This window comes from Sphingobacterium paludis (assembly GCF_004364125.1).
GTDB lineage: Bacteria > Bacteroidota > Bacteroidia > Sphingobacteriales > Sphingobacteriaceae > Sphingobacterium > Sphingobacterium paludis.
Map to the genome: position 1 here is coordinate 108,456 of NZ_SNZV01000007.1, position 14,567 is coordinate 123,022.

A 14,567-nucleotide genomic window follows, 5' to 3' on the forward strand; every position below is an offset into this window, starting at 1 on the left:
ATTTTTCAAAATCAATTTTCTAACAGCACACGATCCAACACGGACAAAATTTGACCAATATCAAAAGGTTTGGCCAAGAACTGGTCAGCTCCGGCTTCCATCGCGATTTGTTCGCCATTCAAACTTGCCGAGATACATAGGATATAGAGATCATCGAAGTGAGCGTCTGCGCGTAGCTTCCGAATGATAGCATCTCCAGGATAATTAGGCATCCATAAATCGATAATCAGCAGCTTAGGCACATCAGTTTCCAACTGCAGCAATAATTTACTACTATCCACCTCCGTCCATACAGATACACCCACACTTTCTACAATCATTTCTAGCATATCTAGAATCCCCCTATCGTCGTCGCAGACGACCACTTTCTTATTGCCTGTATCCATGGTATTCGATTTAACATTCATTCAAAATTAAAAGCACATTAAACTTCTCTGTATGGTTTGATGATGTAGCAACCGAAAAGTTTAGTGTGGCTGATTTTCAATTCCATGTTATAGTATAATGCGTCTTAAATTTATCTACGCGCCACAGCATGTTCTGGATTTCCCAAACCACAACATAGCCATAAAGGGGTATATTTTGATAGCACCTAGGTATATCGCGCGATATGACCTGCTGCACCCTATCCTCCACCGACACGAAAGCAAAGTAAACAACTTGGAATCCTAAGCCGGACTCCCGTAAATAAACATATAAAGATTTTGAAAGTTGCAGGTCTACAATTTTCGAGAAGCAGGAAACGACGAAGCAATCTAACATGGCTAAACATGCAGATTGCTTCGTCGAACTTTCGCATAAGGATGCTTTTTTATACTATTGCACGGCCTTTTTAGCCACATTTCACAAGGAGAGCTCCTTAATGATATACTATTCGGCTGAACTGTTGCACACTCTACAAAGCAGCGTTTCTACCTAACGATGTTATCATCAGCCTTTACCTCATCCTTAGCTGCTGATGGAGGTACTACAGCAACCTCACGTTCGGTTTCCTGAAGCTCCACATGCACTGCAAACTCCGAAGGCTCTATAGGCACGCCCTTATATGCTGCATATTCCCGGGTGTAGGTAGCGCCCAAATAGAGAATGGCTGCTGTATAATAGACCCATAGTAAAATCAATACAATAGAGCTCGCCGCACCATATGTAGACTCCGTGCTGGAGCTTTCAATGTATAGCCCAATAGCGAATCGACCAATCACAAAGAGTAAGGCTGTGAAAAGCGCACCCGACCGAACGGTTCGCCATTGTATATTGACGTCAGGCAAAACTTTGAAGATAACCCCAAAAAGGATGAAGATAACCCCAAAAGATATAAAAAAGTTAATCGAACTAAATAGGAACACGGTAATATCGGGGAAAAAGCGTTGCAGTCGATCTGTGAAGGCCAAAATAACACCGTTGATAATTAAAGTTACGACAAGTAAAAAGCCCAGCCCTATGACCAGCGACGACGATAAAAGCCTATCTTTCACCAATTTTAGCCAGCCTTTTTTAACCTTCGGCCTTACTTGCCAAATTTTATTGATCGAGTTCTGGATATCTCCAAACACGGTAGTTGCGGTCAGCAGTAGCGTTACAGCACTAATGACTAGCGCGATATTTGACTTTCCAGAAAGCGAAAGATTTGCAATAACTTCCTGCACTTGCTGTGCCGCTGTTGCGCCAACAAATCCTCGTAACTCTTCATACACTTTACCCTGAATGGCATCTTGTCCTAAAAACACCCCGGCAAGCGATATAATTAAAACCAACATAGGCCCTAGCGAGAATACCGTGTAATACGCCAGGGATGCACTATATTTAAGACTATCTTCGCCCATAAAACCGGTTACGGCATTTTTAAGAATGGTAAAATGCGCTTTTAATTTTTCCTGAAATTTTTGCTTTGCCATAAGCTTGTCGTTACTTTTAGTTTTATTAATAACCCAATTTTTAGCCGAAAAGTTTACAAAAAATCTTTCCATCCCAATAAACAATGTACTTTTGGGCATTAAAAATGCAGCGCAGATGTATAATTTTAAAAACGACTATGCCGAAGGCGCACATCCAAGAATTTTGGAACGGCTCGCCACAAGCAATTTCGAACAGGCCTTAGGCTATGGGGACGACCACTATACGCAAGCCGCCAAGCAGCTACTCCGCGAACGTATGGGAAACCCGGAGGCTGCAATCTATTTTGTATCGGGTGGCACGCAAGCAAACTTATTGGTTATCTCGCATCTGTTGCGCCCTTACGAAGCCGTAATAAGTTGCAGAACCGGCCATATTTATGCCAATGAAACTGGTGCTATCGAAGCCACAGGCCATCGAATCATTCCGGTGGAAGGTATAGATGGTAAAGTAAGCCCTGCCTCGGTTGAGGAAGTTATGGAGGCCCACAAGCTAAGGCCCCACGTCGTCAAACCACGCATGCTGTATCTATCTAACGCTACGGAGCTTGGGACGATCTACACCAAAAGCGAGTTAAGCGACCTAGCACAGATCTGCAAAAAATTTGATCTCCTATTGTTTATGGACGGTGCACGCCTCGGTCATGCTTTGAGCGCAGCGGGTAATGACTTGTCCCTAGCAGATGTTGCTGCCAACGTTGATATTTTCTATATTGGAGGCACGAAAAATGGTGCATTACTGGGAGAAGCGATCGTTTTTCCGTCTGACGAGCTGGCTGCCGACTTCGACTATACGCTGAAACAAAAAGGAGCCCTACTGGCTAAAGGAAGAATATTGGGCATTCAATTTCTGACACTTTTTGAAGACCATCTCTATTTCGATTTGGCCGCAAAGGCCAATAAAATGGCTGCGCAAATAGCCGAGACAATCGCGCAGCAGGGATTTCATTTTCTTACAGCACCTTATACCAATCAGCTTTTCCCCATCCTTCCGAAGCAACTTATAAAAGAGCTTTTAAATAATTATGCGTTCTATGTTTGGAAAGAAGTAGATCAGGATCATCAAGCGGTTCGCATCATTACCTCGTGGGCAACGGACGAAAGGCAGGTGGATCAATTTTGCAGTGATTTTAAACAGCTAGCAAGCACCATCCGCTAAATTCATATGCTAAACGCGGCCGCGCTCCTCGTCTCCCACTCTTACTATCGCTGGTTGGTATTGTTGGCTATGTTGACCCAATTAGGATGGCTCATCTTCCACACGAAAAAAGGCTCCCAATTTTCTAAAAAACATTACTACGTCTTGTTAACGTTTACCCTGCTCTACGATGTACAACTTATTATCGGCTGGTTGTTGTATTTGCATAGTCCCTTGGTTGATGCCTTTTTAGACGATGTTAGCGCGGGCGTTAAAAACAGGCAGCTTCGTTTTTTTGGATTAGAGCATGTCAGCGTGATGAGTATCGCTATCCTACTGTTTAATATGGTGACCATACGGGCTTTCAAAAAAATTGGGCGACCAAACATGTTCAAAAGCCTGTTGAAATGGCACGTCTGTATTTACCTACTCATCTTAAGCTCGATTCCTTGGTCTTTTTCCCCGTTAACGAGTCGACCCAACTTCCGCTAGCAAATAGATCAGGCCGCTACATTTTTGACCTGAAAATGTCCTTAAATTTTTACAAAAAATGTAAGCGTATCGCTACGAGATTTCTGTACTTTAGCGCATCAAATGACTAACTCCAATATGCGAAAACTCTGCACAATACTACTGGTCGGCATATCGTTCATCGCGCCAGCACAAGAGCAAAAAAAAGATCATCACAAAGCAAATTATAGCTTGGCGGCAAAATTTTCGCCAACGAAATTGCAAAACCTTATTTTTTCGACGGATGTAAAACCAAACTGGATCAACCACAGTGACCGATTTTGGTACGAGTACCGCAGCCCTTCAGGTAAGCGTTGGTATCTGGTTAATCCACAAACGAAATCCAAACAGCTGCTTTTTGACAATGCTGATGTTGCCGCACAGGTAACGAAAATTGTTAAAAATCCTTTTGATGCGCAGCATTTAAATCTGGAGAACCTCAACTTCACAGACGATGAAAAGAAGATCCGGTTTGAGGTTAAAAGCACCAAAGACACCATAAAAACGAAGGAGGAGTTAGCCAAGCTGAAAAACAAAGCAGACAGCATCAAGAAAAAAGTTTTTTTCCTGGAGTATGATCTTGCAACGAAAAAAGTTACGGAGCTTGATGAAGCGCTAAAGGAAAAACAAAAACCAATGTGGGCGAGCTTTTCTCCGGATACCAGCCGCATTTTCTTTGCCAAGAATTATAACTTGTATTGGATGGATCGGCAGAACTACGATAAAGCCGTCAAAGATGAAAAAGATTCTACCATCGTCGAGCATCAATTTACGACAGACGGTATACAATATTATGCTTGGGGGGGCGATCAATACAGCACAACGACTGGCGGTAGTAAGGAGGACGACGAAACAAAGAAAAGACAGCCTATTCGCCTGATGTGGTCGCCAAACGGACAGCACTTCGCATTGACAAGAAAGGACAATCGCCATCTTAACGCACTGTGGGTTATCAATAATGTGGGGCAGCAACGTCCAACCTTGGAAACCTACAAATATGTGATGCCCGGAGAGACAGATTCTGCGGAAGCAGAACTTTACCTATTCGACAGCAATACGCTCACCTTTAAAAATATACCTGTATCATCTTTTAAGAATCAGACGATAAGCATCTATAATAAAGACGTTGATAAAAGCAGTTACAAAGGAAAGCACTACATCAGCTATTGGCTAGGTGACGATCAGGAATTTTACATTAACCGTTCCAGCCGAGATCTAAAGCGTATCGATATTGTCGCTGTACAGCTCAATGGCCAAACAAGAACGGTTGTGGAAGAACGCTCGAATGTTTATCAAGATATCAAAAAGCCTTATTTTATAAAAAATGGCAGCCAATTTATCCATTGGTCACAACGGGATGGATGGGGTCATTTCTACCTATACAATAAAGATGGCAAATTAGTCCGTCAGCTTACTACAGGAGAGTATAATGCAAATGATGTGACAGGTTTTGATGCGACTACGCAGCTATTTACCTTCACGGCAAACGGCAAGGAAAAAGATGAAGACCCGTACTACCTACACCATTACTCGGCCTCTTTAAACGGTGGTGCGCCGAGGCTGTTAAATAAAGGTAATTTTGATAACCAGATCGAAGTGAGCGAGAGCGGTAAATTCTTTATCAACAACTCTTCACGCGTTAACTCTACGCCGGAGTCCAATCTATACAATTCATCGGGTGGGCTTGTAATGGCGCTGGAGAAGGCCGATCTAAGCCAATTGTTTGCTGCTGGCTACAAGTTTCCCGAACCGTTCACGGTTAAAGCCGGAGATGGCATTACGGATTTGTATGGCGTGATGTACAAGCCGTTTGATTTTGATTCGACCCGCACGTATCCAATCGTAGAATATGTTTATCCGGGACCGCAAACAGAGGCCGTAAACAAAGCTTTTGGTCGTAGCATGGATCGTATCGATCGATTGGCGCAAATGGGCTTTATCGTAATCACGGTGGGCAATCGCGGCGGACACCCTGACCGCTCGCAGTGGTACCACACCTATGGCTATGGCAATCTGCGCGATTATGGTTTGGAAGATAAGAAGGTGGCCGCCGAACAGCTCGCGAGCCGTTACCCGTTCATTGACATCAATCGCGTTGGCATTACCGGTCATTCGGGTGGCGGGTTTATGTCGACCGCGGCCATGTTGGTGTACCCGGATTTTTTCAAGGTTGCCGTATCCGGGGCTGGAAATCACGAAAACAATATCTACAACCGATGGTGGAGTGAGCGTCACCATGGCGTTATGGAAAAAGTGAATGCTAAAGGCGATACGACCTTTACTTACCAGATCGAGAAAAATACCGAACTGGCAAAAAACCTGAAAGGCAAACTCCTTATTGCTACTGGCGATATTGACAACAATGTGCACCCGGCCAACTCCATCCGGATGGCCGAAGCGCTTATCAAAGCCAATAAACGTTTTGACTTCGTTCTGCTGCCCGGGCAGCGCCACGCTTTCGGAAACATGACAGAGTACTTCTTCTGGAAAATGGCAGATTATTTTGCGGAACATCTCCTCGGCGACTCCAATCGCGATGAAGTAGATATAACCGAGATAAATCGCGAACAACCGCTAAAAAAATAAAAAAGGTTAGCAGCATAAAAAGCTGCTAACCTTTTTTATTTTTTTGTAGTGAGTAGTGGGTAGTGGGTATTTAGATTTTAGTATGTAGATAGTAGTACTTAGATTTTAGTATGTAGATAGTAGAAATTTTGACTTTTTACTTTTTAATTTTGATTTTTTAATTTTTACTTTTCACTTGCACCTTCCCCCATTACCGGCATATGTCGCCTTATTTCTGTTGCGTATGTAGAAAGTTGCCTCGGCACTACCCCACAGGGATGCAGCAGAAATTCAGCGACGATTTTTTTGTTTCCTTTTTAAAAAAAAAAGGAAAGCCCTGTCCTGGCAAGGACGGAAAGGTGGTGGGGTGGAATTTGGTATGGGGTAGTGCGAATTGAGTAATGCGTAGTCAGTAGTGCGAATTGAGTTGTAGATATTAGTACTTAGATATCAGTACTTAGATATTGGAAATCTTAACTTTTGAATTTTAACTTTTCACTTGCACTCACTGCTCATTAACAGCATATGTCGCCTTATTGCTGTTGCGTATGTAGAAAGTTGCCTCGGCACTACCCCACAGGGATGCAGCAGAAATTCAGCGACGATTTTTTTGTTTCCTTTTTTTAGAAAAAAAAGGAAAGCCCTGTCCTGGCAAGGACGGAAAAGTGGTGCGGTGGAATTGGTAGTGGGTAGGAAATTCCAAAATTCTAAACTAACTTTGTCATTATCAATTCCTATAAACTTAATCGTCATGAAAATCGTAAAATTCATTTTCAGCCTACTGTTCGGTCTGATGTTTATCAACGCCGGACTCAACAAATTTTTAAACTACATGCCTATGCCGGAACAAACACCGGAACAAATGGAAATATTTCAGGCTATGGCCAAACTGCAGTGGATCATACCATTGGTAGGATTGGTGGAAATTATTGGTGGACTATTATTTATCTTCCCGCGAACACGGGCACTTGGAGCCATCGTTATTCTTCCTGTGATGGTAGGCATCGTCATACATAACTACACATTCGATTCCAGCGGATTAGCTATCTCCGTTCCCCTATTGCTTATAAATATTTGGATGATTATAGACAATCGCAGGAAGTTTATGCATCTGCTCGACAAAAACTAGTCAGCATATAATAGAGGCTGCCGATTGTCTTTGATTAGGCAGCCTCCTTATTTTTATTCGTACCGTTGCGTATCCTGCTGAAGCTGTATCTCCATGCGGACATACGTTATGCCATTTTTTAAAAACGGCTGTCCCGATACCCGCATACCACACTTCGTGTAAAACATTGCAGCCGTTTCGCGGGCGTTGCACCACAAGCTATCGCGATTCCACGTTTGTGAAAAGGCAAAGACATGTGCTAAAATTTTGCGACCAACGCCTTGCCCCTGGTAATCTGTGCGGACGGCAAACTTTCGAAATTGAAACGATTCTTCGTCCGGGAATAGCGAAATTACAGCAATCAACACGTTATTGTGGTAAGCTCCGAAATGAAAAGCATCAAAATCATCAGCTATCATCACATCTTTCAGCGATCCATTTGGATACAGCACTTCTTGCCGCAAGCGCCAGGTGACAGCCGCAGTAACCTGCTCTATGCGTAAATCTTCCAACATCGCGGTAACCCGTACTACGATTTATAGGCGTTGAATAGCGCCATTACCTTAGCTTTATCATAGCCTTTCCCGGCTTCCAAAGATCCGCTGTCGCGTATCCCAAGTACTTTCGCCTGTTCATCCAAGATGATAAAGAAAGGATAACCAAGTTTTCCACCTTCCGGCGCATAACGGTTGAAAACCGCTTCGTTTTTATTTTCCTTCGAATAATTAAGATGGTAGTATACAAAGTTGTCGGCTACCAGCTTAGCTATCTCTTTCTCTTCCTGAATGTAGTTGTTAAAACGTAAGCACCAGATACACCAGTTGCCGCCAGCCTGAATAACAACGCGTTTCCCCTCCTGTTTTGCGATAACCAATAAGCTATCAATATCGGCTTGGGCATCCGCCTCCGGATGGTAGGGTTTTTCAAGAACCACGGTGGCTTCCGTCGGCGTCTGCGCTAGGGTTGCCGTAGAAACGGCAACCATCATAAGTATCCATAGATAAGATAAAAACTTCTTCATAGTATTGCATTATTTATGCATCCAATATAGCAAAAATACGCCGTCCATCCTAAGTTAGCCGCGATGCAAGCAGGCTAATCTTTTCTGGCTTTTTCCAGCTCCTTCACAAAATCTCTGCCCCAGTAGTGGATGTCATAGTACTTCACTTGGTCGTACAATCTTTTTATTCGCGCCGAGCGTTCGTCCTCTGGCATCAAAAGTGCCTTTAGTAAGCTTTCCTTCATGCTTTTTGTATCGTAAGGATTTGTCAGGATAGCATAGGGCAGCTCGACCGATGCGCCAGCGAATTCCGAAAGAACAAGTGCACCGTCTCCTTCTATAATCCCCTGCACAGCAACATATTCCTTGGCCACGAGATTCAGCCCGTCGCGCAGCGGTGTGATCCAGGCAATATCGCTTGTCGCATACAAACTCACGACCTGTTCAAATGGCAACGAGCGGTAAAAATATTGAATAGGCACCCAGTCCATCGTTGCAAAACGGCCATTGATCTCGCCTACTGCCCGATTCACTTCATCGCGAATGTCATCATATATCTTCATTCCCTGCGAAGGTGGCGTACAAATATTGACCAACTCCACCTTTCCACGGTATTCCGGATATTCTTCCAGAAATTCACCAAAGGCTTGAATTTTCTCCAATGGCCCTTTTACATAGTCTAACCGTTCGACAGAAAGAATGGTGCTTATCTCCTGCTCCGATTTTTTCGCTAAGGTAGCTTCAATCTTTTTCCGGATATCGCTTTTCTTCAAAATGCCCTGTACCTTCTCCATATTCACACCGACTGGTTGTGCGCCAAGGCGGATCTGACGACCATCTATTTCGATAACCTTTGTCATTTGATCCACGCCAAGTGCGCAGCTGTAAGTCAGGAACTGCTTAGCGGCATTGATTTTCTTCACGACCTTGAACGGTGTATGGCTGCGCAGTACATCAATAAAGTTTTCTACATAGCGCGGGATATGGAAGCTGATAAAATCGCAAAGCAACAAGCTCCCGATAATTTCCTTTCGCCAAGGAATGATATTAAAAATATCTGCTGCCGGGAATGAGGTGTGATGGAAGAACCCAATCCGAAGATCAGGGCGCAACGACTTAAGGTAAGCCGGTACCATCCATAAATTGTATTCGTGGATCCACACCAAAGCGTCTTGATCAGCCTCTTTTGCGATACGCTCAGCGAAGATTCTATTGATCTTGAGGTAGTGCTCCCAATCGTCGTGATTGAATTTCGCTTTGTCTACAAACGAGAAAATTGTCGGCCAAAAAGCTTCCTTGGAAAATACCCGGTAAAATTGATCGATATCCTCCTTCGGCAGGCTAATCGTCGACGCTACCAAATTGGAATATTTCTCTTCATCGATCAATTCATTGGGCACCTCAGGACGATCTTTCTGCTGCACTTCCTCACCTATCCAAATGCCTGAACGCCCTTTCTCAAATAAACCCAATAACGAGGGAATGATACCATTCGGACTTTTAGGCGAAACCCGAATAGATTTCCCGTTCACCACCTCTTGCTCAAACGGAAGTCTGTGGTAGACAACCACCAGTTGATTGGTTCCCTTTTTTGTTTGCGTAAGCTGCCTTTTACGGACTTGATCAGCGTATTTTTTGAACGGGGCAAAATGCGATAACGACTCGATAATCCCGCCCGCCCCAGGTTCGAAAGCCTGATAAACGAGGTCATCTTGAGCCGTTTGGTCGATCAGACCTTGCTCCGCCTGTCCGACGACCACACCCTTATACCCTGTTTTATATAAAGACAGATCATTTAATGTATCGCCCGCGACGAGTACCTGTTCCGGATCAACGTGTAAATGTTCGACGAGCGCTTTCAATGTACTTCCTTTGTTGACGCCGCGGGGCAAAACATCTAAATATTTATCAACCGAGGTGATGATATCACAATCAAAACTCTCTGCTACCTTATGGATGGCTTCTAAATTTGCATCGCCATCATAGAAGAATGAGCAGCGGCGTTGCTGGGGAACTTCTTGAAAAGTGACGGAAGCCACTTCAAGCACTTTCGAACGGATTGCGTAGGTGGATGGCCATCGCGCTTCAATATCGCCCTGTATAGACTCTACCGATTCCAAGGTCAAGCCATTCACTACGGTCGCGCCCACATCCGCTATAATATAATTGGGTCGAGGAATTAATGGATCATTTAACAGGGGTATAACCGACTCGACACCTCTTCCCGTTACAAAGACGAGCTGTATATCAGTGTGCTGCTTGATAAGTCGGTATAAGCGGAGCCTGTTTTCCATGCTTCCACCTAAAAATGTTCCATCTAAATCCGTCGCTAATAGCATCATATAATATTCCTTTCTAATAATTTAAATTCTGAAGTCACGGCCATATGGTTGTAAAGCACCCTATATGCCGTATTGATAATGGGCATATTTAGCCCTAAGTCTTTTGCCGTCTGATAAAGTCCTTGCGTTGCGGCATAACCCTCTGCCACCATAGACATAGCATTTTGCGTTTGCTCGACGCTATAGCCACGGCCTATGAGTTCACCAAAGCTTCGGTTTCGGCTGTGCGGCGAATAAGCCGTCACGAGTAGATCGCCCAGATAGCTGGAACAGGCTATGCGGTTTTCTGAAACATGCAGTGCTTCCAGTAGCAGTTGCAACTCATAAATAGCGTTAGATACGAGCACAGCCATGAAATTATCTCCATAATTCAATCCCTTAGCCATACCGCACACCAAACCTACCACGTTTTTATAGATCGCAGCATACTCGATACCACAAAGGTCTGTATGCAGATTAATGGCCAAATACCGACTCGAAAAACAAGGTCGAAGCTGCTGAAGAAACGAATCGTTTGCTGAGCAAATGGTCATATAGGTTTTTTTACCCATACCAATCTCCTCGGCATGACATGGCCCCGCGAGTACCGCTTGCCGATAGGCTTCTACACCGAAATGTTGCGCGACAAAAGCGGATGGCAAAACGTTATCTTCACCAACGGTTCCTTTTATGGATGTAATTATTTTTTTCCCTTGAAGAAGGTTGGGGTCAATGGTAGAACAAAGCGAGGGAAAATGTGCACTGGGCACTACGAAGAGTATGGTGGAAGCTTGCTGTAGAACGAGGTTCAAATCCGTTGAAGCTTGTAGATAATTTGTATCTAATTTTACAAAACTTAAATAATCCGGATTGATTCCTTCGTCATTTAAGGCTTCGACCTGCACCTGGCGTCGCAGGTACCAAAATACCCTAACTTTATTCTCTGTCAATATTTTCACTAATGCGGTGGCCCAGCTACCTCCGCCTATTACACTTATTTCTGTCAAATCATCGTTGTTTTTGGGCTAAGCATAGGTTTTTAAATAAGCCCGTTATCTAATACGATACAAATATAGTAAAAATAAACTAATAAGCAAAATAAAGATCAGTTTTGATGGCCAAGGCCGGCATAAAGTTAGCTATTATGACAATCAGCCAACACAAAAGTACCCTATCAAAACCTATGGTATGGTGTAATGGACACTATGTGGCCATCATGCTGTAAAACAATTATTTCACCGCTTTGACAGTAAGCTTAATCTTACGTTTTTGTGCTGCTCGTTCCGGATCGCCCTGCGCGGGGTATGGCGTCAATGCCGTTAGTCGAAACGTATAACGATGGAAAACAGCGGCCTTCGCGTACCCTTTGTCGGGCAGATCGGCCGTCGCAACGACGAGCGTTTGCGGACGGGTAAATGTGCCCATCGCGGTGAGTTCTGCGGCGGCGACTCCGGCCCAAACACACTGTACGCCCTCGGGACAACGACTATCTTCCAGAAGTCGCGCAAAAGTAAGGTTTATCTGTTCACGTTCCAGAAATAGATTTTGTCCTTCTTCTAAAACCAGCATAGTACTATCTTTCGTGGATACGACGCCTGTTGTCGATCGCGGTGATCGGCAAGCCAGTAATAGCATGGCAGTAACGAAGAGAAGGAAAAATCTAAACATAATCAATAGTACGACTATTTACCTGTACTTGCTACATTTTTTTATACCGTATGGTCTTATCTCTTACGGCTATATACCCCCTATCGGAGTGCTAAGGTTCGAAAAGAAAGATCAAATAAATTCATATTTCAAATATATATACCTATACTTGTATCGTATACTTTAGGGGTGTCTGCAATAGCAGGCTGAGATTTTACCCTTGGAACCTGATCTAGTTCATACTAGCGTAGGGAAAAGTAGGACCACTTCTTTTGGGCTTTCTTTAGCCTGTCGTTGGCATACCTAAAGTATTTTTTCTCATAAAAAATAGGTAGGCTATGCAAATTAAAATCAACAATCAGCACCATCAATTACGCGAACCCTTCCCCGCCTCACTACAAGAAGCGTTGGATTTGTTGGTTCCCGATCTTAAACCAAAAGGCGTTGCCGTCGCGTTAAATCAGCGAGTTGTCCCTCGGCCACTTTGGGCACAAACCGAAATTTCCGATCAAGCAGAACTCTTAATAATCACCGCTACCCAAGGCGGCTAACCCCATAAACTATGGATCAACAAACACACATATTATCAACTGCCCCATTCCCTAAATCACGCAAGGTATATGTCCAAGGGGAACTTTTTCCGATAGCAGTTGCCATGCGCGAGATCAGTCTTGATGCCACCAGATTGAGTAGCGGTAGACAAGAAGAGAATAAGCCCGTCACCGTTTACGACACATCGGGTGCCTATACCGATCCGGACGTCGCAATCGACATCCGAAAAGGATTGCCGCGTTTACGCGAGCAGTGGATTATCGACCGGTCCGATGTGGAGCAGTTAACGGAAGGCACATCCGCCTACGGCAGAGAAAGACTCCAGAATACAGCTATTGACCATCTCCGATTCGATTATTGCCATCAACCTAAACGCGCTAAAGCCGGTCGCAATGTGAGCCAGCTTTATTATGCCAAGCAAGGGATCATTACCGCAGAAATGGAATATGTTGCGATCCGTGAAAATCAACGCATCACCGCTACGATGAGTACGGAAGATCCTTTATCTGCGCAACATGCCGGGAATAACTTTGGCGCCAATACACCAAAGCATTGGATTACGCCAGAGTTTGTGCGGCAGGAAATTGCTGCCGGGCGCGCTATTATCCCCAACAACATCAACCATCCGGAAAGCGAGCCCATGATTATCGGCAGAAATTTTCTGGTCAAGATTAACGCCAATATCGGGAACAGCGCGGTAACGTCAAGTATTGAAGAAGAAGTTGAAAAGGCGGTGTGGGCATGCCGCTGGGGCGCGGACACCATCATGGATCTTTCCACCGGAAAAAACATACACGAGACTCGAGAATGGATCTTACGCAACTCGCCCGTTCCGATTGGCACAGTTCCTATATACCAGGCATTAGAAAAGGTTCAGGGTGTAGCGGAAAACTTGACATGGGAAATCTTTAGGGACACCCTTATCGAGCAAGCTGAACAAGGCGTTTCCTACTTTACGATTCACGCCGGCGTACTGCTCCGCTATATCCATCTAACAGCAAAGCGCGTCACGGGTATCGTGTCCCGGGGCGGATCCATTATGGCGAAATGGTGCCTCTTCCATCATCAGGAAAACTTCCTATACACCCATTTCGAAGAGATCTGCGCGATCATGAAGCAGTATGATGTTGCGTTTTCGCTAGGCGATGGCCTCCGTCCCGGCGCTATTGCAGACGCGAATGATGCCGCGCAGTTTGCCGAACTGGAGACCTTGGGCGAGCTCACCAAAATAGCCTGGAAGCATGATATTCAGGTAATGATCGAAGGGCCTGGACACGTACCCATGCATCTTATCAAAGAAAATATGGAGAAACAGCTGGAAACCTGCGACGAAGCGCCATTTTACACCTTAGGTCCCCTAACTACCGACATAGCCCCAGGCTATGATCACATTACCTCGGCTATCGGTGCCGCGATGATTGGCTGGTATGGCTGCGCCATGTTGTGCTATGTAACGCCAAAGGAGCATCTGGGCCTACCGAATAAAAAGGATGTGAAAGATGGGGTGATAACCTACAAGATAGCCGCCCATGCGGCAGATTTGGCAAAGGGACATCCCGGCGCACAATACCGGGACAACGCACTGAGCAAGGCACGTTTTGAATTTCGATGGGAAGATCAATTTAACTTATCGCTAGACCCCGACACAGCACGCGAATTTCACGACGAAACGTTGCCTGCCGATGGAGCAAAAATTGCGCACTTCTGCTCGATGTGCGGTCCGAAATTTTGCTCCATGAAAATAACGCAGGAGATACGCGACAGCGTCGCTGAAGGGCTGCAGGAAAAGTCCGCAGAATTTATTGAAAAAGGAAAAGAAATTTATCTCTAGCCT

Annotated in this window: 13 protein-coding genes and 1 riboswitch; of the genes, 6 read left to right on the plus strand and 7 right to left on the minus strand. The window is 44.6% G+C overall.

What is annotated here, in order from left to right:
* Positions 1 to 11 precede the first annotated feature (11 nt).
* Together B0I21_RS14605 and B0I21_RS14610 are read right to left on the minus strand one after the other, a co-directional pair.
* A complete protein-coding gene (locus tag B0I21_RS14605; protein ID WP_166637865.1) occupies positions 12 to 386 on the minus strand; it encodes a response regulator in 375 nt (124 codons plus the stop codon).
* Between the two features lie 525 nt (positions 387 to 911).
* Positions 912 to 1,895: a YihY/virulence factor BrkB family protein gene (locus tag B0I21_RS14610; RefSeq protein WP_133641226.1), complete on the minus strand. Its 984-nt coding sequence runs from the start codon at positions 1,893 to 1,895 to the stop codon at positions 912 to 914.
* A 115-nt stretch (positions 1,896 to 2,010) separates the two neighbouring features.
* Here B0I21_RS14610 and B0I21_RS14615 point away from each other — a divergent pair, with 115 nt between their 5' ends.
* From B0I21_RS14615 to B0I21_RS14630, 4 genes are all read left to right on the plus strand, one after another.
* Positions 2,011 to 3,051: a threonine aldolase family protein gene (locus B0I21_RS14615; protein ID WP_133641227.1), complete on the plus strand. Its 1,041-nt coding sequence runs from the start codon at positions 2,011 to 2,013 to the stop codon at positions 3,049 to 3,051.
* A gap of 6 nt (positions 3,052 to 3,057) precedes the next feature.
* Positions 3,058 to 3,522 (plus strand): hypothetical protein, encoded by a 465-nt coding sequence (locus B0I21_RS14620; RefSeq protein ID WP_133641228.1) that lies wholly within the window; start codon positions 3,058 to 3,060, stop codon positions 3,520 to 3,522.
* A gap of 117 nt (positions 3,523 to 3,639) precedes the next feature.
* Entirely contained in the window at positions 3,640 to 6,126 is a 2,487-nt protein-coding gene (locus tag B0I21_RS14625) for a S9 family peptidase (RefSeq protein WP_133641229.1), read from the plus strand.
* Between the two features lie 730 nt (positions 6,127 to 6,856).
* A complete protein-coding gene (locus tag B0I21_RS14630; RefSeq protein WP_133641230.1) occupies positions 6,857 to 7,234 on the plus strand; it encodes a DoxX family protein in 378 nt (125 codons plus the stop codon).
* A 53-nt stretch (positions 7,235 to 7,287) separates the two neighbouring features.
* Here B0I21_RS14630 and B0I21_RS14635 read toward each other — a convergent pair whose 3' ends face one another.
* The 5 genes from B0I21_RS14635 to B0I21_RS14655 all read right to left on the minus strand — a co-directional run bounded on the left by B0I21_RS14635 (position 7,288) and on the right by B0I21_RS14655 (position 12,202).
* A complete protein-coding gene (locus B0I21_RS14635; protein WP_133641231.1) occupies positions 7,288 to 7,728 on the minus strand; it encodes a GNAT family N-acetyltransferase in 441 nt (146 codons plus the stop codon).
* A 14-nt stretch (positions 7,729 to 7,742) separates the two neighbouring features.
* On the minus strand, positions 7,743 to 8,234 hold the full coding sequence (locus B0I21_RS14640) for a thioredoxin family protein (RefSeq protein WP_133641232.1): 492 nt from the start codon (positions 8,232 to 8,234) through the stop codon (positions 7,743 to 7,745).
* 74 nt (positions 8,235 to 8,308) lie between these two features.
* Positions 8,309 to 10,555, minus strand: a complete 2,247-nt coding sequence (ggpS, locus tag B0I21_RS14645) for a glucosylglycerol-phosphate synthase (RefSeq protein WP_243836148.1) — start codon at positions 10,553 to 10,555, stop codon at positions 8,309 to 8,311.
* Positions 10,552 to 11,541: an NAD(P)H-dependent glycerol-3-phosphate dehydrogenase gene (locus tag B0I21_RS14650; protein ID WP_133641233.1), complete on the minus strand. Its 990-nt coding sequence runs from the start codon at positions 11,539 to 11,541 to the stop codon at positions 10,552 to 10,554. Before B0I21_RS14650 ends, ggpS begins: the two co-directional genes overlap by 4 nt.
* 223 nt (positions 11,542 to 11,764) lie before the next feature.
* Positions 11,765 to 12,202 carry a hypothetical protein gene (locus tag B0I21_RS14655; protein WP_133641234.1) on the minus strand — a complete coding sequence of 146 codons (438 nt, stop codon included), beginning with the start codon at positions 12,200 to 12,202 and terminating at the stop codon, positions 11,765 to 11,767.
* A gap of 154 nt (positions 12,203 to 12,356) precedes the next feature.
* Positions 12,357 to 12,452, plus strand: a riboswitch (TPP riboswitch).
* Between the two features lie 67 nt (positions 12,453 to 12,519).
* Between B0I21_RS14655 and thiS the strand changes: the two genes are divergently transcribed.
* Both thiS and thiC read left to right on the plus strand, forming a co-directional pair.
* Positions 12,520 to 12,732, plus strand: coding sequence for a sulfur carrier protein ThiS (thiS, locus tag B0I21_RS14660; RefSeq protein WP_133641235.1), 213 nt, complete (start codon positions 12,520 to 12,522; stop codon positions 12,730 to 12,732).
* 11 nt (positions 12,733 to 12,743) lie between these two features.
* Positions 12,744 to 14,564, plus strand: coding sequence for a phosphomethylpyrimidine synthase ThiC (gene thiC, locus B0I21_RS14665; RefSeq protein ID WP_133641236.1), 1,821 nt, complete (start codon positions 12,744 to 12,746; stop codon positions 14,562 to 14,564).
* Positions 14,565 to 14,567 lie beyond the last annotated feature (3 nt).